This is a genomic window from Pseudomonas sp. p106 (assembly GCF_003936645.1).
Taxonomy (GTDB): Bacteria; Pseudomonadota; Gammaproteobacteria; order Pseudomonadales; family Pseudomonadaceae; genus Aquipseudomonas; species Aquipseudomonas putida_E.
Window position 1 is genome coordinate 120,650 of sequence record NZ_RHQR01000016.1, and the last position, 21,751, is coordinate 142,400.

22 protein-coding genes are annotated in these 21,751 nt (G+C 62.3%); 8 read left to right on the plus strand and 14 right to left on the minus strand.

The annotated features are described in order from the left end of the window. Nucleotides 1–26: 26 nt before the first annotated feature. Nucleotides 27–794 carry an SDR family oxidoreductase gene (locus tag EGJ09_RS19495; RefSeq protein ID WP_046787874.1) on the plus strand — a complete coding sequence of 256 codons (768 nt, stop codon included), beginning with the start codon at nucleotides 27–29 and terminating at the stop codon, nucleotides 792–794. Nucleotides 795–893: 99 nt separating this feature from the next. Here the strand turns inward: EGJ09_RS19495 and EGJ09_RS19500 are convergent, their stop codons facing one another. The 4 genes from EGJ09_RS19500 to EGJ09_RS19515 form a co-directional block, all read right to left on the minus strand. Continuing rightward, nucleotides 894–1,991 carry an AGE family epimerase/isomerase gene (locus tag EGJ09_RS19500; protein WP_125924576.1) on the minus strand — a complete coding sequence of 366 codons (1,098 nt, stop codon included), beginning with the start codon at nucleotides 1,989–1,991 and terminating at the stop codon, nucleotides 894–896. Nucleotides 1,992–2,040: 49 nt separating this feature from the next. Further along, nucleotides 2,041–2,673, minus strand: a complete 633-nt coding sequence (locus tag EGJ09_RS19505; protein ID WP_046787815.1) for a TetR family transcriptional regulator — start codon at nucleotides 2,671–2,673, stop codon at nucleotides 2,041–2,043. 67 nt (nucleotides 2,674–2,740) lie between these two features. Next, nucleotides 2,741–4,438, minus strand: coding sequence for a hypothetical protein (locus EGJ09_RS19510; protein ID WP_125924577.1), 1,698 nt, complete (start codon nucleotides 4,436–4,438; stop codon nucleotides 2,741–2,743). Nucleotides 4,439–4,613: 175 nt separating this feature from the next. Beyond that, nucleotides 4,614–5,021 carry a phage infection protein gene (locus EGJ09_RS19515; protein WP_125924578.1) on the minus strand — a complete coding sequence of 136 codons (408 nt, stop codon included), beginning with the start codon at nucleotides 5,019–5,021 and terminating at the stop codon, nucleotides 4,614–4,616. A gap of 295 nt (nucleotides 5,022–5,316) precedes the next feature. Here EGJ09_RS19515 and EGJ09_RS19520 point away from each other — a divergent pair, with 295 nt between their 5' ends. After that, complete coding sequence (locus EGJ09_RS19520; protein ID WP_125924579.1) at nucleotides 5,317–7,383, plus strand: AsmA family protein; 2,067 nt, start codon at nucleotides 5,317–5,319, stop codon at nucleotides 7,381–7,383. 32 nt (nucleotides 7,384–7,415) lie between these two features. Here EGJ09_RS19520 and EGJ09_RS19525 read toward each other — a convergent pair whose 3' ends face one another. Together EGJ09_RS19525 and osmE are read right to left on the minus strand one after the other, a co-directional pair. Further along, nucleotides 7,416–7,946, minus strand: coding sequence for a bacterioferritin (locus EGJ09_RS19525; protein WP_012316447.1), 531 nt, complete (start codon nucleotides 7,944–7,946; stop codon nucleotides 7,416–7,418). Between the two features lie 48 nt (nucleotides 7,947–7,994). After that, nucleotides 7,995–8,336: an osmotically-inducible lipoprotein OsmE gene (osmE, locus tag EGJ09_RS19530; RefSeq protein ID WP_046787818.1), complete on the minus strand. Its 342-nt coding sequence runs from the start codon at nucleotides 8,334–8,336 to the stop codon at nucleotides 7,995–7,997. Nucleotides 8,337–8,462: 126 nt separating this feature from the next. Between osmE and EGJ09_RS19535 the strand changes: the two genes are divergently transcribed. After that, nucleotides 8,463–9,353 (plus strand): triacylglycerol lipase, encoded by an 891-nt coding sequence (locus EGJ09_RS19535; protein ID WP_125924580.1) that lies wholly within the window; start codon nucleotides 8,463–8,465, stop codon nucleotides 9,351–9,353. On the opposite strand, the gene EGJ09_RS19540 is transcribed toward EGJ09_RS19535, so the two are convergent. Further along, the gene (locus EGJ09_RS19540; RefSeq protein WP_046787820.1) at nucleotides 9,334–10,227 is read right to left on the minus strand and encodes a DMT family transporter; all 894 of its coding nucleotides are present in this window, start codon (nucleotides 10,225–10,227) and stop codon (nucleotides 9,334–9,336) included. The genes EGJ09_RS19535 and EGJ09_RS19540 overlap by 20 nt on opposite strands. A 145-nt stretch (nucleotides 10,228–10,372) precedes the next feature. On the opposite strand from EGJ09_RS19540, the gene EGJ09_RS19545 reads away from it, so the two are divergent. From EGJ09_RS19545 to EGJ09_RS19555, 3 genes are all read left to right on the plus strand, one after another. After that, nucleotides 10,373–11,161 (plus strand): helix-turn-helix transcriptional regulator, encoded by a 789-nt coding sequence (locus tag EGJ09_RS19545; RefSeq protein ID WP_125924581.1) that lies wholly within the window; start codon nucleotides 10,373–10,375, stop codon nucleotides 11,159–11,161. Nucleotides 11,162–11,225: 64 nt separating this feature from the next. Next, nucleotides 11,226–11,510, plus strand: coding sequence for a PsiF family protein (locus tag EGJ09_RS19550; RefSeq protein WP_046787822.1), 285 nt, complete (start codon nucleotides 11,226–11,228; stop codon nucleotides 11,508–11,510). 71 nt (nucleotides 11,511–11,581) lie between these two features. Then, complete coding sequence (locus EGJ09_RS19555) at nucleotides 11,582–12,589, plus strand: AI-2E family transporter (RefSeq protein WP_046787823.1); 1,008 nt, start codon at nucleotides 11,582–11,584, stop codon at nucleotides 12,587–12,589. A gap of 90 nt (nucleotides 12,590–12,679) precedes the next feature. On the opposite strand, the gene EGJ09_RS19560 is transcribed toward EGJ09_RS19555, so the two are convergent. Beyond that, nucleotides 12,680–13,945: an Hsp70 family protein gene (locus tag EGJ09_RS19560; RefSeq protein WP_125924582.1), complete on the minus strand. Its 1,266-nt coding sequence runs from the start codon at nucleotides 13,943–13,945 to the stop codon at nucleotides 12,680–12,682. A gap of 164 nt (nucleotides 13,946–14,109) precedes the next feature. Between EGJ09_RS19560 and cbpA the strand changes: the two genes are divergently transcribed. Both cbpA and EGJ09_RS19570 read left to right on the plus strand, forming a co-directional pair. Beyond that, the gene (gene cbpA, locus EGJ09_RS19565; protein ID WP_125924583.1) at nucleotides 14,110–15,063 is read left to right on the plus strand and encodes a curved DNA-binding protein; all 954 of its coding nucleotides are present in this window, start codon (nucleotides 14,110–14,112) and stop codon (nucleotides 15,061–15,063) included. 2 nt (nucleotides 15,064–15,065) lie between these two features. Further along, entirely contained in the window at nucleotides 15,066–15,371 is a 306-nt protein-coding gene (locus EGJ09_RS19570; RefSeq protein WP_012316438.1) for a chaperone modulator CbpM, read from the plus strand. Between the two features lie 64 nt (nucleotides 15,372–15,435). Here the strand turns inward: EGJ09_RS19570 and EGJ09_RS19575 are convergent, their stop codons facing one another. The 6 genes from EGJ09_RS19575 to urtA all read right to left on the minus strand — a co-directional run bounded on the left by EGJ09_RS19575 (nucleotide 15,436) and on the right by urtA (nucleotide 21,598). After that, nucleotides 15,436–15,951 carry a GNAT family N-acetyltransferase gene (locus tag EGJ09_RS19575; RefSeq protein WP_125924584.1) on the minus strand — a complete coding sequence of 172 codons (516 nt, stop codon included), beginning with the start codon at nucleotides 15,949–15,951 and terminating at the stop codon, nucleotides 15,436–15,438. 31 nt (nucleotides 15,952–15,982) lie between these two features. Beyond that, nucleotides 15,983–16,681, minus strand: a complete 699-nt coding sequence (gene urtE / locus EGJ09_RS19580) for an urea ABC transporter ATP-binding subunit UrtE (RefSeq protein WP_046787876.1) — start codon at nucleotides 16,679–16,681, stop codon at nucleotides 15,983–15,985. A 102-nt stretch (nucleotides 16,682–16,783) separates the two neighbouring features. Further along, on the minus strand, nucleotides 16,784–17,641 hold the full coding sequence (gene urtD, locus EGJ09_RS19585; protein ID WP_069974045.1) for an urea ABC transporter ATP-binding protein UrtD: 858 nt from the start codon (nucleotides 17,639–17,641) through the stop codon (nucleotides 16,784–16,786). Beyond that, on the minus strand, nucleotides 17,638–18,717 hold the full coding sequence (urtC, locus tag EGJ09_RS19590) for an urea ABC transporter permease subunit UrtC (RefSeq protein ID WP_115273785.1): 1,080 nt from the start codon (nucleotides 18,715–18,717) through the stop codon (nucleotides 17,638–17,640). Before urtC ends, urtD begins: the two co-directional genes overlap by 4 nt. Then, on the minus strand, nucleotides 18,717–20,237 hold the full coding sequence (gene urtB, locus EGJ09_RS19595; protein WP_371316838.1) for an urea ABC transporter permease subunit UrtB: 1,521 nt from the start codon (nucleotides 20,235–20,237) through the stop codon (nucleotides 18,717–18,719). The genes urtC and urtB overlap by 1 nt, the downstream gene beginning before the upstream one ends. 95 nt (nucleotides 20,238–20,332) lie before the next feature. Continuing rightward, nucleotides 20,333–21,598 (minus strand): urea ABC transporter substrate-binding protein, encoded by a 1,266-nt coding sequence (gene urtA, locus EGJ09_RS19600; RefSeq protein ID WP_012316432.1) that lies wholly within the window; start codon nucleotides 21,596–21,598, stop codon nucleotides 20,333–20,335. Between the last annotated feature and the right edge of the window lie 153 nt (nucleotides 21,599–21,751).

Here is a 21,751-nt window from a genome sequence, read left to right on the forward strand (position 1 = left end):
AAATAATCCACAGCGAGGAACAGAGCATGACGTCCACCGTATTCATCACTGGCGCGACTTCCGGTTTTGGCGAGGCCACGGCTCGCCGCTTCGCCGACGCCGGCTGGAAGCTGATCCTCACCGGCCGGCGCAAGGATCGCCTGGATGCCCTGTGCGCCGAACTGTCGGCCAAGACCGAAGTGCACGGTCTGGTGCTCGATGTACGTGACCGCAAGGCCATGGAACACGCCATAGCCAACCTGCCAGCGGGCTTTGACAAGCTGCGCGGGCTGGTCAATAACGCAGGCCTTGCGCTGGGCGTCGATGCGGCGCAGAACTGCAGCCTGGACGACTGGGAAACCATGGTCGATACCAACATCAAGGGCTTGATGTACACCACCCGCTTGCTGCTGCCACGCCTGATCGCCCACGGCCGGGGGGCGTCGATCCTCAACGTGGGGTCGGTGGCGGGCAACTATCCGTACCCTGGCAGCAACGTCTATGGCGGTACCAAGGCGTTCGTCGGCCAGTTCTCGCTCAGCCTGCGTTGTGACCTGCGTGGCACGGGCGTGCGTGTCAGCAACCTTGAGCCAGGGCTGTGCGAAAGCGAGTTTTCGCTGGTGCGGTTCGGTGGGGACCAGGCCAAGTATGATGCCACCTACGCCGGTGCCGAGCCTATTCAGCCGCAGGATATCGCCGAGACTATCTTCTGGATCCTCAATCAGCCGGCTCACATCAACATCAACAGCCTGGAGGTGATGCCGGTGAGCCAGGACTGGGCTGGGTTATCGATCGACCGTTCGGTGAAGGGCTGATGCAGTAAGGGCGCTTCGCCGCCCAATCGGCGGCAAGCCGGCTGCCACAGGTGTTGCGGCTCTGCTTGCTCTGTGGAAGCCAGTTTGCCGGCAATTGCGTCAGTTCAGCCGGTGCAAGCCTTCCAGGCAAGTCGCCAGGTGATAGGGCGTAGTCGAAGGCATGTCATGGCGGCTGACCGCACCTTCACCATCGCGGCACTCATACCAGCCACCATCGTGCAGGAAGCGCTGTTCCATTGCCTGCAACTGTTCAGCCACCTTCACTTCACTCCCTGACCGCAAGGCCAGCGCCCGCAGGTACTCCGCCTGTGCCCAGATGCGCTGGGTCGCATCGATCACCTGGCCATCCACAGCCAGCATCGCCAGCACGGCAGCATCCTTCACTCCGCACTGCTCGGCGTAAGTGAATGCGCGGTCGATGGACGCATGCAGCGGCGTACCGCGCAGCAGTGCCGAGGTATGCAGCAGGTAGAACCACTCGAACTGGTGCCCCGGCTCGAACCAGTTATCCACAGCACCGCGGGGTTTTTCCAGCATCAGGCCATGTTGCGGTTCGATGAAGTGCGTCTGCAGGGCTTGGCACAGTTGCAGCAGTGCCTGTTGCACACCTTGATCTGCACGCACGGCGAGAACCTGCAGGAAGGCTTCGGCCAGGTGCATCTGTGGGTTTTGCAGCGGGCCGCTGCCGAGGTCGGACCAGTCTTCACCGAGGCTCGCTTCGTAAAGGCCGTCATCGCGGGCAAACTGCTCGCTGACGATCTCGAGGGCAGCATTGAGCGCCGATTCCACCAGGCTTTCGCGGACTTTTCCCCAGTAATGAGCGCAGGCAAACACGATGAATGCGTGGGTGTAGAGGTCTTTGCGCCGGTCCAGCGGTTTGCCTTGGGCATCGATGCTGTAGAACCAGCCACCATGTTCGGCGTCGTGGAAATGCCGCTGCAGCGAGCGAAACAGGGCTGCGGCCCGCTCTGCCGCTCCCGGTTGCTCGATACGGCTGCTGAACAGGTACAACTGACGCGCGCAGGCCATCGCCCGGTAGCGCTGCACTGGCAGCGGGCGGTGCGTAGCATCCAGCGCCTCGTAGGGCAGGGCCATTTCGGGATTCCAGCCGGGGCCCAGCCACACTGGCACGATGCGTTCGGCGAAGTGCTGGTTGAAGCGGGCCAGTTCGGCTGGAGTGGGGCGGGGGTCGGACATGAATGCGCTCGTCACAATCGGCAGTGCGCCATGGTAGCAGAAGTGCGCTTCAGCCCGGATTACCCAAACCCTGCCAATGCCGCGCACCGACGAAGATGAAGCGCAACTGCTGGGTGATCTTGTCCCGTGCACTCAGCGCCTGTGGATAACCTTGTTCAGGGTTGTCGATCAGTTCCGGCAGGGTGGCGAACACGGTCTTCACCACCAGGTCGGCAATCACCGCCAGCGCTGCTCCGTTCAGATGCTGCCAGCGTTTCATTCGCGCAAGGTCGGTAGCCAGGTCGTTGCTGATACCTTGGCGCAGGCGGCCGATGGCCTGGCGCACCGCCTGCGAGCCGCCGTACTGCTCGCGGGCCAGGAACAGGAACTGGGCCCGGTGGGCGGCTACCACGTCGAGGAAGATGCGTACCGAGGCGTCGGTGATACCGCCGAGTTCGAACTCGTTCTGCCGCACCAGGCGGATGGTCTGACGGAAGGTGTCATCGACCTCGGCCACCAGGGCCAGGCCCAGGGCGTCCATGTCGGTGAAGTGCCGATAGAACCCGGTGGGCACGATGCCGGCGGCCTTGGCCACTTCGCGCAGGCTGATGCTGCCGAAACCACGGCCACTTTCCATGAGCTGGCAGGCCGCGTCGAGCAGGGCCTGGCGAGTCTGTAGCTTCTGTTCGGCGCGCGGCAGCATGTCAGGCCATTGATCGCGAAGGAAACCTGCACTTTATTGGCTCATGGACAAAAGTCAAAAAAAGGTTTCACGCTGCCTGCCCGTCGTGGTGGCGGGAAGCGTAATGCTCGATGTAGCTGTCGCTGCTGATCGGCACCTCCAACATTCTCATGTCCATGCGTTTCAACCGCTCCAGAATCAAGGGTGCATGCTGCACCAGCAGTGCTTGTTTGCGGTTTGCCCAGTTCCTGATCTGCCTGGAGGATGCTGCCTGGGTCCGTACCAGCGCCACAGCGTGTTGCTCTAACTGGCTGAGCAGAAACACATCGAGGATAACGCCATCCAGTGGGCTTTCATCGATATGGGCCAGGTAGCGCACACTGGCCATGCGTACCCCCAGCAGCTTGGCCAGCAGCAGCATGTCCTCGCTTTGCAAGAACCGGTCACGCTTGTCGGCAATGCCTGAGCGGATGAGGTCGATACAGGTGTCGAGGTGTTCGAGCAGACGCTGGCGCTTTTTGCCCTTCACTGCGTGCGCGCTGGCTGGGGCCGCGTGTTTCATGAAGTAGGCAGCGGCCTTGAGCATGATCACCAGATTTTCGCCTTCGGCAGTGATCGCGCCGTTATTGTTCAACAGGTAACCGATGATCTTGTTCGCAGCGAACATGCCTTGTGCGCCACAACGTTCACGGCAGCGCACCAGAATGTCCTGGCTGGCCCAGGTTGAAACTGCCTTGAGAATTGCCACTTCGTTGAGTACGTCAGGCGCTAAAGGCTTGAGCGCATCCTTGCCGTGCCCGGCGACGATCTGTTCAAGCCACGCGGCATGAACTAGGTTGGTCACGACATCAATGGCCAGGGGGTGGCGATAGGTGGGATGGGCAAGCAAGTTGACCGGACCGCCCGGGCTGAAAGTCTGACGTTTCTGCGCGTAGGTGTAATTGATATGCAAGCCGGCCATCGCCACCGCCAGGGCGCAACTGGCCATGCACAGCTTGCCGGACTGGACACGTTCGATGGAGCGCATGAAGCGTTGGCTGCGTGTAGTGGCCAGCGTGCGCAGTTGCCCATCGCGGTCCAGTTCGATGGTGCCTCGTTGCAAGAGCGCCTCGTAAGGGAGTTCAACGTTTTCGAACGAGGTCATGGCATTGTCCAGGTGCATCCCTGGTTTGTGGCCCAGTGCAGTAATACGAACACCGGGGAAGGCCGTGTCGCCCGCATGCAGTGGCACAAGAAACGGCAAGATACCGATGAACTTGTCGTTGACCATCAGGCGCGCCATCACCACTGCAATCTTGGGCAAGGGGCTATGCGTGCTGTTTGGCATGAACTTGTAGGATTGGCGGCTGGGCGAATCAAGCACGAATATCTGTCGCTCGGGGCAATAGCGTGCTTCTGTTTCCAGTGAGAAAAGATTGCTGCCATACCCCAGTTCCGTGGCGAGGTATACACCGATTGCCGTGCCTTCGTTCAACTGCTTGTACAGGCTGCGCACATAGTCACTGTCATTGCCCATCGATTTGATCGAGCCCATGCACAAGTTGTAGTGAATCGAGATCATCGATGCCAGAGCACCGTCATGCATGGCACAGGTTGTATGAAACCGAAGCAACTTAGGCAGATCGGCAAGCAATGCATCGCCCTGCAGGCTTGGCTGCGCCAACAGTTCAATGAAGGTTCGTTTGGCCTCTTCGCTGTTCTCGATCGGCCGGGCGATGAGCGCCAGCAGTCTTTCGTCCAGCCAGTCAGGCCTGAGTGCTATCAGATCGGTTGCCGGGTTTCTCATTTGAACGCTCCGTAGCCATACCTTCAGTAACCTAGCAATGGCGATGGGCGATGTGGAACTAGCAGAATTACCAGTTGCGCGGGGCGGTGTTACCTGAAAACAAAGCCCGGTCAATTGACCGGGCTGGGAGGTGGGTAGGCACTTTGATGCAGGTTGTTGTTTTCGGCCATGGAGATCAGCTCACACGGCTGATTTCGATCAGGCGATCCGAACCGCCTTCGGCAACGCGGCCGGTGCGCTCGATCAGGCGATCCGAACCACCCTCGGCAACGCGGCCGGTGCGCTCGATCAGACGATCCGAACCACCCTCGGCAACGCGGCCGGTGCGCTCGATCAGACGATCCGAACCACCCTCGGCAACACGGCCAGTGCGCTCGATCAGGCGATCCGAACCGCCTTCGGCAACACGGCCAGTGCGTTCGATCAGACGCTCGGCACCACCTTCGGCAACGGTTTTCAGCGGTTGGGCCATTTCAACAGCGCTGGAGCGCGATTCGGCGGTCAGGTGCTGATCGGCAGCTGGAACGGCGAAGGCGTTGGCAGCAAGAATGGACAGCGTCAGGGTCAGCAATTGGCGTTTCATGATTTCGGTGCTCCTCTCGGGGGCTGGAAAGTGGGTACGAAGCCAATGCTACGCTCGGCAACGCCAGAGAGAAGTTCATACGGGTAATGGTAACAATCGATGGTATTGATAGCGCGGTGTCAAGGCTCTAACGCAGGTGTTTCAAGGCATCATGTGATAAAAAGCTGAGCAGGTAGGCAAGAAAACTTCACCATCATGGGCTTCATGGATAAAACCCTGGGGGCTTTCATCAGTCGGAGATATTGAGTGCGATCGTTGCGCCCGTTTTGCCCCAAGCCGTCAGGAGAATAACGCAATGACGCGTCCCGCCAGAATCCTCGTCTGGACCCTTACCAGCCTGCTGACCTTGCTGGCGATACTGGTGGTTGTGATCGCCACCTTCGACTGGAACCGGGTCAAGCCATTGCTTAACGAGAAAGTCTCCGAAGCGTTGCACCGGCCGTTCGCGATCAACGGTAACCTGGCGGTGCACTGGCGCACTGAGCCGGAAGAAGGCGGGTGGCGCGCCTGGGTACCGTGGCCGCACTTCATTGCCGAGGACCTGGTCCTAGGCAATCCCGAGTGGCTGAAGGAGCCGAAGATGGTCGGCCTGGAGCGTGTGGAATTTCGACTGGCGCCGCTGCCGCTGGTATTCCAGCAGATCGTCATCCCGCGCATCGACCTGGTCAAACCCACCGCCAGCCTTACTCGCCTGGCCGATGGCCGCGCCAACTGGACCTTCGACTTCGGCCCCAAGGATGAGAATGCGCAGCCCTCCAAGTGGCAGCTGGATATCGGTGCCATCGGTTTTGACCAAGGTAATGTCAGCTTCGACGACCAGACCCTGAAAACCAGCATGAAGGTACAGATAGATCCGCTGGGCAAACCCATACCGTTCAGCGAGATCGTGGGTAAGGCAAGTGCCGACAAGGCCGGCGGCGCTCAGGACTATGCCTTCGGGCTCAAGGCCCAGGGCCGTTACAAGGGGCAGCCAGTCTCCGGTACTGGCAAGATTGGTGGCCTGCTGGCGCTGCAGGACGCCAGCCAGCCATTTCCGTTGCAGGCCGACGTGCGCGTTGCCGATACCCACGTAGTGCTCGCAGGCACCCTGACCGACCCACGCAACCTGGGGGCGCTGGATCTTCGCCTGCGCTTGTCAGGCGCCAGTTTGGGTAACCTTTATCCGCTGACGGGGGTGACCCTGCCAGACACACCAGCCTACGAAACCGATGGTCACCTGAAGGCCAACCTGCAGGCGGCCGAAGGTGCGACGTTCAACTACGAAGGATTCAACGGCAAGATCGGCAACAGTGACATCCACGGCGACCTGGCGTTCGTCGCCAGCCAGCCGCGGCCTAAGCTATCTGGCAAGCTGGTCTCCAACCAGTTGTTGTTCAAAGACTTGGCACCGCTGATCGGTGCCGACTCCAACGCCGAGCAGAAAGCCCGCGGGGGCGCCAGCAAGCAGCCTGCCGGCAAGGTGCTGCCAGTGGAGGAGTTCCGCACTGATCGCTGGCGCACCATGGACGCCGACGTCGAGTTTGCCGGCAAACGAATCGTCCACAGTGAGCAATTGCCGTTCAAAGACCTCTCTGCCCATGTAATTCTCGATGACGGCCTGCTGCGCCTGGAGCCGCTGCGCTTCGGGGTGGCCGGTGGCAACCTGGCCTCCAGGATACGCCTGGATGGCCGCAGCGTACCGTTGCAGGGGCGCGCTCGGCTGACTGCGCGTGGCTTCAAGCTCAAGCAGCTGTTCCCCACCTTTGCGCCGATGCAGACCAGCTTCGGCGAGCTCAACGGCGATGCCGATATCAGCGGCCGCGGCAACTCGGTGGCAGCCCTGCTGGGCACGGCCAATGGTGACCTGCGCATGCTGATCAACGATGGTGCGATCAGCCGCAGCCTGATGGAGATTGCCGGGTTGAACGTGGGCAACTACGTGATCGGCAAGCTGTTTGGCGATGAGGATGTGCAGATCAACTGCGCAGCAGCTGATGTTGGTATCAAGGACGGGCTGGCGAGCACGCGCCTGTTCATATTCGATACCGAGAACGCGATCATCTACGTCAACGGCACGGCTAACTTCGCCAGCGAGCAGCTGGACCTTGAGATCACTCCTGAATCGAAAGGCTTGCGGCTGTTCTCGCTGCGTTCGCCGCTGTATGTCCGCGGGCCGTTCGCCAAGCCCGGTGCGGGCGTGCAGGCAGTGCCGCTGGCATTGCGCGGCGTGGGCATGGTGGCACTGGGGGTAGTTGCAGGGCCTGCGGCGGGGCTGCTGGCGCTGGTGGCGCCAAGCAGTGGCGATGAGCCCAACCAGTGCACGCCGTTGCTGCAGCAGATGAAAGCCGGCAAGGCGCCGGCTGAGGTGAAGGGCAAGCAATAAGTGAACCGGGGCCGCAAAGCGGCCCCTGGCGATTACAAGCCTTGCAGCAGATCGGACATGTCGTCTGCGTGTTCTTCTTCCTGAGCCAGGATGTCCTCGAAGATGCGACGCGTAGTCGGGTCTTTGTCGCCAATGTACTGAATGATCTCGCGGTAGCTGTCGATCGCGATGCGTTCGGCCACCAAGTCCTCCAGCACCATCTCCTTCAACGAGTTGCCTGCTACGTACTGGGCATGGGAATTCTTGGTCAGGTTGTCCGGGTTGAAGTCCGGCTCGCCACCCAGTTGCACGATGCGCTCGGCAAGCTTGTCGGCGTGTTCGGCTTCCTGGTTGGCATGCTCGAGAAACTCCTCGGCAGCCACGCTCGCCTTGATCCCGCTGGCCATGAAGTAATGACGCTTGTAGCGCAGTACGCAGACAAGCTCGGTGGCCAGCGACTCATTGAGCAGGCGCAGGATTTCCTGGCGGTCGGCGTGGTAACCCTCGGTCACCGCGCCTTGCTCGACGTGCTCACGGGCACGCTTGCGCAGGGTTTGCACATCGGTCAGTTCAACGTTGCTCATGGTTTTCTCCAGACAAATCAGGACGGGTGGTCAAGGTGTTGCGCAGGCTCACGCGCCGTGTACGGCTTCGCTGTCCTCTTCTCGTTGTTTGCACGTCTTGAAGCCCTTGGCATCGACATGGCCGGTGGCATCGAAGCGCACGTAGTAAGGCTGCTGATGGCCATCGCGGTTGAGGATGTAGTCGTTGCAGGTGCCTCCGTGCGGCAGGTCGATCGCATTCGATGGGCTGCCGCCGATGGCGATGACTTTCTGCATGGTCATGCCGTTTTCGACTTGCTTGACCAGCGGCTCGTCGCGGTAGGTGACGTAGTCCACCGGGTTTTCCGGGCGGCTGCCACAGGCGGCCAGGGTCGCGCTTGCCAGAAGGATTGCCAGGGTCTGTTTGTACATGGTCCCGCTCCTTGCTCAAGGGTCTGTTCTGGTTTGGAACCGCACGGCGCGTCAGGAGTTCGATTGCGATGGTCATTCATGCCGCTGTAGTGTTGGCCGAACGTCCACGCAAAAGGGGCTGGGCCCATGCAGCAGGAATTGGCTACGCGATACCCGTTGGTGCTGGTACCGGGCATGCTCGGCTTTGTCAGGGCATTGCTCTATCCCTATTGGTTCGGCATCGTGCCGGCCTTGCGCAAGGGCGGGGCGCAGGTGTTCCCCGTGCAGGTATCGCCCTTGCACTCCAGCGAAGTGCGTGGTGAGCAGTTGCTGGCAATCATCGAAGACATCTGCCAGCGCACCGGTGCTGACAAGGTCAACCTGATCGGCCATAGCCAAGGCGCCCTGAGCGCGCGTTATGCCGCAGCCAAGCGGCCTGGCCGGGTGGCCTCGGTGACTTCGGTAGCCGGCCCCAACCATGGCTCGGAACTGGCCGACCACCTGGCTCGCACAGCGCCGGGCGATTCACCCCAAGGGCGCATCCTCAGGGCTGTTTTGCATGGCCTGGCGGTGCTGCTGGGGTGGTTGGAAACCGGCTGGCGCCGCGACTCATTGCCTATCGACGTGCATGCCTCGCACCAGTCGCTGACCAGCGCCGGCGTAGCGCTGTTCAACCAGGCTTATCCACAGGGCCTGCCCGACACCTGGGGCGGTGAGGGCGCGGGAGAGGTCAACGGCGTGCGTTACTATTCGTGGTCAGGCACCTTGCAGCCGGGTATCACCGACCAGGGGCGTAACCGCTTTGACGGCAGCAACCGCTTCTGCCGCCTGTTCGCCCGCAGTTTCGTCAAGGAAAAGGGCCAGTGTGACGGTATGGTCGGGCGCTTCAGTTCACACTTGGGGCAGGTGATCGGTGATGACTACCCGCTCGATCACCTGGACATCGTCAACCAGTCGCTCGGCGCCGTGGGCAAGGGCGCCGAGCCGGTGCGGCTGTTCACCGAGCACGCCGCCCGCCTCAAGGCTGCGGGGCTGTAGCGCTGCGGCGCACGGGGGTGGTCCAGCGTTCGGCGAGGACCACCCCGGCCAGGGTCAGCAAGCCGCCGATCAGGTGGTAGCTGGCCAGTTGCTCGTCGAGCACTGCGGCTGCGATCAGCGCGGTCACCAGCGGCAGCAGGTTGAAGAACAGCGTGGTGCGGCTTGGCCCCAGGCGGTGCACGGCCTGCATCCACACCAGCGGCGCGACCATCGAGGCCAGCACACAGGCGTACAGCACCAGGCCCACGTTATGCACGTTCAGGCCGGTCTTGTCCGAAAGCAGGAACAGTGGCAGCAAGACAATGATTGCCACCAGCACCTGCAGGTACAGCAGCTGCAAGGGCGGCAGGCGCAGCTGCCATTTCTTCAGCAGGAAGCTGTACAGCGCGTAGGCCAGGGTGGCCACCAGCATCAGCAGGTCACCGCGGTTCAGGCCTTGCTCCAGCAAGATGCCGGGCTGGCCGGCGGAGACGACTTCCAGCACGCCGATGAACGACACCACCGCGCCTGTCAGCGCACCGTAGCTCAGCCGCTGCCCGAGCCACGCGATGGACAGGGCCAGCGACATCAAGGGCATCAGCGAGAGAATGATGCCCATGTTGGTAGCGCTGGTGATGCTGGCCGCGAAGTAGGCGAGGCTTTGGTACAGGGCCATGCCGAGCACGCCAAGGACGAAGATTCTGGCCAGGTGCGCACGGATGGCCGCGCGGTTGCGCCACACGGCCGGCAGCAGGAACGGGGTGAACAGCAGCCCCGCGAGCAGCCAGCGGTAGAAGCCGATCTCGGCAGGGTGGATGGCACCTGCTGACAGCTTGGTGACCACGGTGTTGCCGGCCCAGATGAGGATAGCGGTAAGGGGGTACAGATAATTCATGACGCAACGGCTCTCGGATGCTTACTAGCCTCTGTGGGCGCGTTTGCGCTAGCACACAGAGGTTGTAGTGTGGCCCGGTATTATCGGGTGTCTGTCAGCAAGCCTATACTCCTATCCAGACAACCTGCCCCTTGAAGCAGACAGCATGCGCCGCAAATACCTCGACATCCCCCAATTCGACCAACTCCCTGCGCCTGTGTATCTGCGCCACGACGAATTTGGCGCCGACACTCACAGCCCGCCCCATCGCCACACCTGGGGCCAGCTCAACTACACCGCCCATGGCGTCATGCACCTGGATGTCGATGGCCAGCGTTTTCTGTCACCCCCGCATTACGCCGTCTGGGTGCCGCCGGATACCCAGCATGGTTGCTACAACCCTCAGGCCATCGTTTACCGCTCGGTCTATCTGGACCGCAGCCTGTGCGCCGGGCTGCCGCAGCAGCCGTGCAGCCTGGTGATCAGCGATATCCTCAAGGCTATCCTCGGCGACTTCGCCCGCCGCGACGTCAAGGTGGCTCAGGACGAACGCGACCAGCGCCTGGTGCAGGTGCTGCTCGATCAGTTGCTGCTGGCACCCACCCAGACCTGCTACTTGCCCTTCGCTCGGAGCGAGGGCCTGCGCCAGGTGCTCGATGCCCTCGGCGCCGAACCTGGTGACAACCGCCCGTTGGCGGACTGGGCGGCGCGGGTGCATGTCAGCGAGCGCACCCTGGCGCGGCAATTTCTGCGCGAGCTGGGCATCAGCTTTGGTGAGTGGCGCTTGCGCCTGAGGTTTTTGCGGGCCATCGAAGCGCTGGAGGCCGGCTTGCCGATACAGGCCATCGCCTTCGACCTGGGCTACAGCAGCGCCTCGGCATTCATCGCCATGTTCCAGCGTCAGGCCCATTGCACGCCGGAGCAGTACCGGCGGCAAGCGCGGACGGGTGTGTAAAATGTGTTGTCTACACTCACATGCGACACCGTGCATCGGGCGCGGGAGACAAGGAGACCACTCCATGAAGATGCTGCACATGCCATTGCTGGCGTTGGCTGTTATGTTCAGTGCGCAGGGATTCGCTGCCACCGCTCAACAGGAAAAGATGACCTCGTGCAATGCCGACGCTTCTGCCAAGGCGCTCAAGGGCGATGAGCGCAAAGCCTTCATGAGCACCTGCCTGAAGAAAAGCGTACCGCCCACCCAGCAGGAAAAGATGAAGATCTGCAACGCTGACGCCAGCGCCCAGGCGCTCAAGGGCGACGAGCGCAAGGCCTACATGAGTGACTGCCTCAAGAAGAAATGACCTGCGCCTATGCCTGTAGGACGAAGGCTGGCAGACTGCGGTTCTTTTCCGTTGTCTGCCGTTGAGGCTGTATGACTTTCACCCCCCGCCAGGTCACCCTGGCCAGCTGGATCATCGTATTTGCCGGCCTGCTGCTGGCGCTCCCCCTGAAATTGTTACCCAGCCTGCTGGCCGGGCTGCTGGTGTTCGAGCTGGTCAACATGCTCACGCCACGCCTGCAGCCGATCATTGCCGGGCAACGCGCACGTTGGCTGGCGGTGGCGCTGCTGGGTACCCTGGTGGTCAGTACACTGACCTTGCTGATCGCCGGCGCGTTCAGCTTCTTGCTGCACGAGGCAGAGAACCCCGGCGCCTCGCTGGACAAGTTCATGGCCCTGTTCGAGCGTGCCCGTGGCCAGTTGCCGCCGTTCATCGAGGCCTACCTGCCGGCCAGTGCCGCAGAGTTCAAGGTGGCCATCGGGGACTGGGTCAAGAGCCACCTCAGCGACCTGCAACTGGTAGGCAAGGGCATGGCGCACATGTTCGTGACGCTGCTGATCGGCATGATTCTCGGCGCCATCATCGCCCTGCAGCGCATCCCCGACATTTCCCGGCGCAAACCGCTGGCAGCCGCCTTGTTCGAGCGCCTGAGCCTGCTGGTGCAGGCGTTTCGCAACATCGTCTTCGCGCAGATCAAGATCTCGCTGCTCAACACCGTGTTCACCGGTATTTTCCTTGCCGTGGTGCTGCCACTGTTCGGTGTGCACCTGCCGCTGACCAAGACGCTGATCGTGCTGACCTTCCTGCTCGGGCTGTTGCCGGTGATCGGCAACCTGATGTCCAACACCCTGATCACGATTGTTGGCATGTCGCTGTCGATCTGGGTGGCTGCGGCCGCGCTGGGGTATCTGATCGTTATCCACAAGGTCGAGTACTTCCTCAACGCGCGGATCGTGGGGGGGCAGATCAGTGCCAAGGCCTGGGAGCTGTTGCTGGCGATGCTGGTGTTCGAGGCGGCGTTCGGGTTGCCTGGGGTGGTAGCGGGGCCGGTGTACTATGCGTACATGAAGAGCGAGCTGAAGCGGGCTGAGCTGGTTTGAGAGCTGCAAGCTTCGAGCTACAAGCTGCAAGATAAAGCCGAACGCGGTGGGCCTCCATCGCCAATCGGCTTATAGCTTGCAGCTTGCAGCTCACCCGTAACGCTTGCGTGCTTCGATCGCCAGCCCGCTGCCGATGCTGCCGAAGATGTTGCCTTCCACATGCCGCGCGTTCGGCAGCATCGCCGCCACACTGTTACGCAGCGCCGGAATGCCGCTGGAACCACCGGTGAAGAACACCGTGTCCACCTGACCTTCGCTTACACCGGCCTTGGCCAGCAGCTCGGTGACGCTGCCACGCACCCGCTCCAGCAGCCCTTCGATCGCGCCTTCGAACACCGCACGGGTAAGGTCCACGCCCAATTCGCGCTCGACGCGGCCGAGGTCGATACGGCGGCTTTCTTGGTCGGTCAGCTCAATCTTGCTGGCCTCGACCTCCATCGCCAGCCAGTGCCCGGCCCGTTGCTCGATCAGCTTGAACAGACGGTCGATGCCCAGGGTGTCCTCGATGTCATAGCGCATGCTGCCCAACGCCAGTTGCGACTTCTGCGAGTACAGGGCGTTGATGGTGTGCCAGGTGGCCAGGTTGAGGTGGTAGCTGGTAGGCATCAGCGCACCGCTCTTCATCCGGCTGCCGTAACCGAACAGCGGCATCACGCCCTGCAGGCTCAACTGCTTGTCGAAGTCGGTACCACCGATGTGCACGCCGCCAGTGGCGAGGATGTCGCTCTGGCGCTCGGCCACCTGGTGACGCTCGGGTGACAGGCGTATCAGGGTAAAGTCCGAGGTACCCCCGCCGATATCCACGATCAGTACCAGCTCTTCACGGCTGATACCTGACTCGTAGTCGAACGCGGCGGCAATCGGTTCGTACTGGAACGACACGTCCTTGAAGCCGATCTTGCGGGCCACGTCGGCCAGGGTATCTTCGGCCTCCTGGTCGGCGGCCGGGTCTTCGTCGACGAAAAACACCGGGCGGCCCAGTACCACCTGATCGAAACTGCGGTCGGCGGCGGTTTCGGCACGCTTTTTCAGTTCGCCGATGAACATGCCCAGCAGGTCCTTGAATGGCAAGGCGCTGCCCAGCACGCTGGTGTCGTGCTTGATCAGCTTGGAGCCCAGCAGGCTCTTGAGCGAGCGCATCAGGCGGCCTTCGTAGCCTTCCAGGTACTCGTGCAGTGCCAGCCGGCCATACACAGGGCGGCGCTCTTCGATATTGAAGAAAACCACCGAGGGCAGGGTGATCTTGCCGTCTTCCAGGGCTATCAGCGACTCGACCCCGGGGCGGTGCCAGCCGACCGTGGAGTTGGAGGTGCCGAAGTCGATGCCAAGGGCACGGGCCGGGGATACGTCAGACATGGGAAAAGGGCTTCCGGAGGCAAAACGGCCGCGCAGTTTATGCCACTTGGCCAGAGAATCAAGACCGGTCGTCTGCCTTGAAGCAAAGCCAAGCGCACCTTGAAAGGCTATGCTTGACCCTTATCTTCAGATGCAACACGAAAATTCACATTGGTGATCCATAGATGGACTTCAAAGACTACTACAAGATACTCGGCGTAGAGCCCACGGCGGACGAGAAGGCGATCAAGGCCGCGTACCGCAAGCTGGCGCGCAAGTATCACCCTGACGTCAGCAAGGAGCGCGACGCCGAGGAGAAATTCAAGGAGGCCAATGAGGCCTACGAGGTACTTGGCGACGCCCAGAAACGCGCCGAGTTCGACGAGATCCGCAAGTACGGCGGCCAGCATGGTCGGCCATTCCAGGCCCCACCGGGCTGGGAGAACCGTGGCGGTGCGGGCGGTGGTTTCGAGGGTGGTGATTTCTCCGACTTCTTCAGCTCGATCTTCGGCGCACGGGGTCCCAACCCCTTTGGCGGCGCTCGGCAACAACGCAGTGCCGGCAGGCGAGGGCAGGATGTGGAACTGGAATTGGCGATCTTCCTTGAGGAAACCCTGAGCAAGGAGTCCAAGCAGATCAGCTTCCAGGTGCCGCAGACCAACGCCGCCGGCCAGCGTACCGGGTTCACCACCAAGACCCTGAATGTGAAGATCCCGGCCGGCGTGAGCGACGGTGAGCGCATCCGCCTCAAGGGCCAAGGTGCACCGGGCAGCGCTGGTGGTGCCAACGGCGACCTGTTCCTGACCATCCGCATGGCACCGCACCCGCTGTTCGATGTCGAGGGCCAGGACCTGATCATCACTGTGCCACTGGCACCGTGGGAGGCCGCATTGGGCACCAAGGTGGCGGTGCCGACCCTGGACGGCAAGATCAACCTGACCATCCGCCCCGACAGCCAGAGCGGCCAGCGCCTGCGTGTGCCTGGCAAAGGCCTGGCGAACAAGCAGGGTGAGCGCGGCAACCTCTACGCCCAGCTCAAGGTAGTCATGCCGCCGGCATCCGACGCCTCTACCCGCCAATTGTGGACCCAGCTTTCCGATAAGGCGGCGTTCAATCCGAGGACACAATGGAGTAAGTGATCATGAGCAGCACCCTGATCGTTCAACTGGACATGCGCACGCTTTGCCAGGAGGCCGATATCACGGCCGACTACGTGGTCGAGATCGTCGAGCACGGCATCGTTGAACCTTCGGGGCGAACGCCGGAGGAATGGTTGTTCGATGATCAGGCGCCGCTGCTGGCCAGGCGTGCGGCAAAGCTGCACCAGGAGCTGGAACTGGAGTGGGAAGGGGTGGCGCTGGCGCTGGAGCTGTTGCAGGAAGTGCAGCAGTTGCGCAGTGAGAACAGCATGCTGAAACAGCGGCTGGGCAGGTTTACCCAGATGTGATGTCGACTGCAGTGGCCCCAGCGCCGGCTTGCTGGCGATGGGGCCACTGCAATCAGCAAAAAACTCAGGCCGGCTCTGCCCCCGGGTCGAGCACCAGCTGCATGAAAGTCAAATCCAGCCAGCGCCCGAACTTCACCCCCACCTGGGGCATCTGCCCGGTCACCACGAAGCCCAGACGCTCATGCAGGCGTACCGACGCGGCATTGCCACTCTCGATGGCCGCGACCATCACATGCTTGCCACACCCCCGCGCGCGCGCGATCAGTGCTGCCATCAATTGCGGCCCCAGGCCCTTGCCGCGCTGATCGCCACGGATATACACCGAATGCTCCACGGTATTGCGAAAACCCTCGAACGGCCGCCAATCGCCAAAAGACGCATAGCCCAGCACACCGCTGTGATCCACTGCCACCAGAATCGGATAGCCCTGTTGCGCCCGGGCCTCGAACCAGGCCTCTCGGTTGCCCAGGTCCACCGGCGTATCGTTCCAGATCGCCGTGGTGTTGCGCACCGCGTCGTTATAGATGTCGAGGATGCCCGGCACGTCGGCGGGCAGGGCATCGCGAATTTCGTGGCTCATTGCTGCGTCTCACAAGGTCGAGGGCTGCAGATTAAATGGTTACCAGCCCACGCACACCTTCGGCCTGCATGTTTTCACCGCGCCCGCGCTGGATGATTTCGCCACGGGCCATGACCAGATACTGGTCGGCCAGCTCCTCGGCAAAGTCATAGAACTGCTCCACCAGCAGGATGGCCATGTCGCCACGCTCTGCCAGGCGGCGGATGACCGCACCGATCTCCTTGATGACCGATGGCTGAATGCCTTCGGTGGGTTCGTCGAGGATCAGCAGGCGTGGCCGGCTGGCCAGGGCGCGACCGATGGCTAGCTGTTGCTGCTGGCCGCCGGACAGGTCACCGCCGCGGCGTTGCTTCATCTGTTCCAGCACCGGGAACAGTTCGTAGATGAACGCAGGCACCTCACGGGCCTCGCGCGCCGGGAAGCGCGACAGGCCCATCAGCAGGTTTTCCTCGACGCTGAGCCGCGCGAATATCTCACGCCCCTGGGGCACATAGGCGATGCCTGCGTGTACCCGTTGCTGTGGCTTGAGCGTGGTGATCGGCTTGCCTTCCCATTCGACGCGGCCTTCGCGTGGCGGCACCAGGCCCATCAGGCAGCGCAGCAGGGTGGTCTTGCCCACGCCGTTGCGCCCGAGCAGGCAGGTGACTTCACCGACCTTGGCTTCGAAGGACAGGCCGCGCAGGATGTGGCTGCCGCCGTAGTACTGGTGCAATTCACTGACTTCAAGCACTTTCAATTCCTCGTTCTTGTCAGCTACAAGCTTCAAGCTTCAAGCGGCAAGAGGGAGCGCACGGCTACTGCTTGCGGCTTGAGGCATGCCACTTGAGGCGCGTCAGCGCCCTAGATAAACCTCGACCACCCGCTCATCCGCTTGCACCTGCTCCAGCGACCCCTCTGCCAGTACGCTGCCCTGGTGCAGCACGGTCACATGGTCGGCAATGCTGCCGACAAACCCCATGTCGTGCTCCACCACCATCAGCGAATGCTTGCCGGCCAGGCCTTTGAACAGCTCAGCGGTGAACTCGGTTTCGGCATCGGTCATGCCGGCCACCGGCTCGTCGAGCAGTAGCAGTTGCGGCTCCTGTACCAGCAACATGCCGATCTCGAGGAACTGTTTCTGCCCATGTGACAGCAGGCCTGCCTGGCGCTGGGCCAGGGGTAGCAGGCGCAAGGTGGTCAGCACCTCTTCGATGCGTTGCTGTTGCTCACCGCTCAAGCGTGCCGTCAGGCAGGCCCAGACTGACTTATCGGTTTTCAGTGCCAGCTCAAGGTTCTCGAACACGGTCAGTGCTTCGAACACCGTGGGCTTCTGGAACTTGCGGCCAATGCCGGCCTGGGCGATCTGGTATTCGCTCATGCGGGTCAGGTCCAGGGTATCGCCGAAGAAGGCACTGCCGGTGTCGGGGCGCGTCTTGCCGGTAATCACGTCCATCATGGTGGTCTTGCCGGCACCGTTGGGGCCGATGATGCAGCGCAACTCCCCCACACCGATGTACAGGTTCAGGGCATTGAGTGCCTTGAAACCATCGAAGCTGACGCTGATGCCTTCCAGGCTCAGCACCGTGCCGTGACGGGTATCCAGCCCCGCTTCACGGCGGCTGCCCAGGCCGATGGCGTCACGGCCGCTGCCAAGGTTGTCGAATACCGGTTCGAGCATGAATTCCGGATGCACTGGGGGCACGCCTTTCATGGCTGGCTCCTTTTCTTCAACAGGCCGACCACGCCCTTGGGCAGGTAGAGGGTGACGAGGATGAACAATGCGCCGAGGAAGAACAGCCAGAACTCGGGGAAGGCCACGGTGAACCAGCTTTTCATGCCGTTGACCAGGCCCGCGCCCAGCAGCGGGCCGATCAGTGTGCCGCGCCCGCCCAAGGCTACCCAGACAGCAGCCTCGATGGAGTTGGTCGGCGACATCTCGCTGGGGTTGATGATGCCCACCTGTGGCACATACAGCGCACCTGCCAGGCCGCACAGCACGGCGCTCAATACCCACACCAGCAGCTTGAAGCCCCGTGGGTCATAGCCACAGAACATCATGCGGTTTTCTGCATCGCGTACGGCGGTGAGCAGGCGGCCGAACTTGCTCTGGGTCAGGCGCCAGCACAGGTACAGGCTTGCCAGCAGCAAACCTACGGTCAGCAGGAACAGCACGGCGCGGGTGCCTTGGGAGGCAATGTCGAAGCCCAGAATCGTGCGGAAACTGGTGAAACCGTTGTTGCCGCCAAACCCTGTCTCGTTGCGGAAGAACAGCAGCATGCCGGCGAAGGTCAGGGCCTGGGTCATGATCGAGAAATACACGCCCTTGATCCGCGAGCGGAAGGCGAAGAAGCCAAACACCAGTGCCAGCAGGCCAGGTGCCAGCACCACCAGGCACAGGGCCCAGGCAAAGTGCTGGGTACCGGCCCAGTACCACGGCAGTTCGCTCCACGACAGGAATGTCATGAACCCCGGCAGGCCGTCACCGGCGGCCTGGCGCATCAGGTACATGCCCATGGCGTAACCACCGAGGGCGAAGAACAGCCCGTGGCCGAGCGACAGCAGCCCTGCGTAGCCCCAGACCAGGTCCAGGGCCAGAGCGACGATGGCGTAGCAGAGGATCTTGCCGACCAGGGTGAGTGTGTAGGCCGAGACCTGCAAGGCATGGTCGGGCGGCAGCAACGACAGCAGCGCCATGGCCAGCAACAGCAGGACGACGACGGTACCGATGGCCAGCGACAGGCGCGGCCCGGCTTTTTGCGAAGCGGTGACAAGCAGTGGCTGGTTCATCAGTCGATTACCCGTCCCTTGAGGGCGAACAGGCCTTGCGGGCGCTTCTGGATGAACAGAATGATCAACGCAAGGATGAGGATCTTGCCAAGCACCGCGCCGATTTGGGGCTCCAGTAGCTTGTTGGCTATCCCTAGGCCGAAGGCGGCCCAGAGGCTACCGGCCAGTTGCCCGACACCGCCGAGCACCACTACCAGGAACGAGTCGATGATGTAGCTCTGGCCAAGGTCCGGGCCGACGTTGCCGACCTGGCTCAGCGCTACACCACCAAGCCCGGCGATGCCCGAGCCCAGGCCGAAGGCGAGCATGTCCACCCGCCCGGTGGACACACCACAGCAGGCAGCCATGTTGCGATTCTGGGTGACCGCACGTACGTTCAGGCCCAGCCGCGTGCGGTTGAGCAGCAGCCAGGTCAGCAGTACCACCGCCAGGGCGAAGGCAATGATCACCAGGCGGTTGTAGGGCAGCACCAGGTTGGGCAGCAGCTGGATGCCACCAGACAGCCAAGCCGGGTTGCTGACCTCGACGTTCTGCGCGCCGAACAGCAGGCGGATGGCCTGGATCAGCATCAGGCTGATGCCCCAGGTCGCCAGCAGGGTTTCCAGCGGGCGGCCGTAGAGGTGGCGGATCACCGTGCGCTCCAGGGCCATGCCCACCCCGGCGCTGACGGCGAAGGCCACTGGCAGGGCAATCAGCGGGTAGAACTCGATTGCGCCTGGCGCGTAGCGCTGCAGCAGCACCTGGACCATGTAGGTGCTGTAAGCACCGAGCATGAGCATCTCACCGTGGGCCATGTTGATCACGCCCAGCAGCCCGAAGGTGATCGCCAGGCCAAGGGCCGCCAGCAGCAGGATCGAACCCAGCGACAGGCCGCTGAAAGCCTGGCCGAGCAGCTCACCGAACAGCAGCTTGCGCTTGACCTGCGCCAGGCTTGTTTCAGCGGCAGTGCGCACGCCTGCGTCGGTTTCCACATCGGGTTGCAGCAAGGCCTCCAGGCGGGTGCGGGCCAGCGGGTCGCCGGTTTCGCCGAGCAGGCGTACCGCCGCCAGGCGCACGGCTGGCTCGCTGGCGCCCAGTTGCAGGTTGGCCAGTGCCAGGCCAAGCGCTGCGTGCACGGTAGTGTCGGGTTCGCTGGCAAAGCGCCGGTCGAGGAATGCCATTTGCGCCGGTTGTGCACTTTTTTGCAGTTGCTGGGCGGCGGCCAGGCGAGTGTCGCTGTTGTCGCTGAGCAACTGGTGGCTGGCCAGGGCGTTATCGATCAGGCCGCGCAGGCGGTTGTTAAGGCGCACTTTGCGGGTGTCATCGGCTGCGATGCGGCCCTGGCGCAGGTTTTCCAGCAGCGGCAGGCGCGCGGCGTCGGGTTGCGCCGCCCAGCCTTCGAGCAGGCGAGCCTGCTCGGCGGGCTTGGCGGTGAGGAAGAATTCGCCCTCGCTGGCCTGGGTTGCCAGGGGCAGCAGGAGCAGCAGGGTGAGGAGGAGTCTGAGCATGCGGGCAATCCTGGAAATCGGCGGTGGATTCATCGCCGGCAAGCCGGCTCCCACAGGGTGGTGCTGTTCTCAGGGCCCTGTGGAAGCTGGCTTGCCAACGAAGGGGCTGCAGCGCAGCCCCAGTGCACTCAGTTGCCTTTCACTGCATAGTCAGGGCGCTTGTCGTTGCCCGGAATGAACGGGCTCCACGGCTGCGCGCGCAGCGGCTGTTCGGTTTCCCAGACCACGCTGAACTGCCCGTCATCCTGGATTTCGCCGATCATCACCGGCTTGTGCAGGTGGTGGTTGGTCTTGTCCATGGTCAGGGTGAAGCCGGACGGTGCCTTGAAGGTTTGCCCACCCAGGGCTTCGCGTACCTTGTCGACATCGGTGGACTTGGCTTTTTCCGCCGCTTGCGCCCACATGTGGATGCCCACGTAAGTGGCTTCCATCGGGTCGTTGGTCACGGCCTTGTCGGCACCCGGCAGGTTCTTGGCTTTGGCGTAGGCCTTCCAGTCGGCGACGAACTTCTGGTTGACCGGGTTATCCACCGATTCGAAGTAGTTCCAGGCGGCGAGGTGGCCTACCAGCGGCTTGGTGTCGATGCCGCGCAGTTCCTCTTCACCCACCGAGAACGCCACCACCGGTACGTCGGTGGCTTTCAGGCCCTGGTTGGCCAGCTCCTTGTAGAACGGTACGTTGGAGTCGCCATTGACGGTGGAGATAACGGCGGTTTTGCCGCCTGCCGAGAACTTCTTGATGTTGGCGACAATGGTCTGGTAATCGGCGTGGCCGAACGGCGTGTAGACCTCTTCGATATCCTTGTCGGCCACGCCTTTGCTGTGCAGGAAGGCGCGCAGGATCTTGTTGGTGGTGCGCGGGTAGACGTAGTCGGTGCCGAGCAGGAAGAAACGCTTGGCGCTGCCGCCGTCTTCGCTCATCAGGTATTCCACGGCCGGGATCGCTTGCTGGTTGGGCGCGGCGCCGGTGTAGAAGACGTTCGGCGACATCTCTTCACCTTCGTACTGCACCGGGTAGAACAGCAAGCCGTTGAGCTCTTCGAACACGGGCAGTACCGACTTGCGTGACACCGAGGTCCAGCAGCCGAACACCACCGCGACCTTGTCCTGGGTCAGCAACTGGCGGCTCTTTTCGGCGAACAGTGGCCAGTTGGATGCAGGGTCGACCACCACCGGTTCGAGCATCTTGCCGTTGACCCCGCCCTTGGCGTTGATCTCGTCGATGGTCATCAGCGCCATGTCCTTGAGCGATGTTTCGGAAATCGCCATGGTCCCGGACAGCGAATGCAGGATGCCGACCTTGATGGTCTCGGCGGCCTGGATGCTCCAGCTAAGGCCCATCGCCGCAATCGATGCGCTGAGGGTAAAGGCCTTGATCAGACTGCGACGCTTCATGTGCTCTCTCCGCTGAGTTTTTTTGTGTTGGCCAAGCGGAGGGGGCTGTTGCAAGGGGTGTGCCGAACGGCAAAAGGTGCGTAATAGAAGGGCTGTGCGAGGTGTTGGGGCGTTTGCAAGGTCCAGGTTGGTGCCTGAGATGTTTGTGTGCAC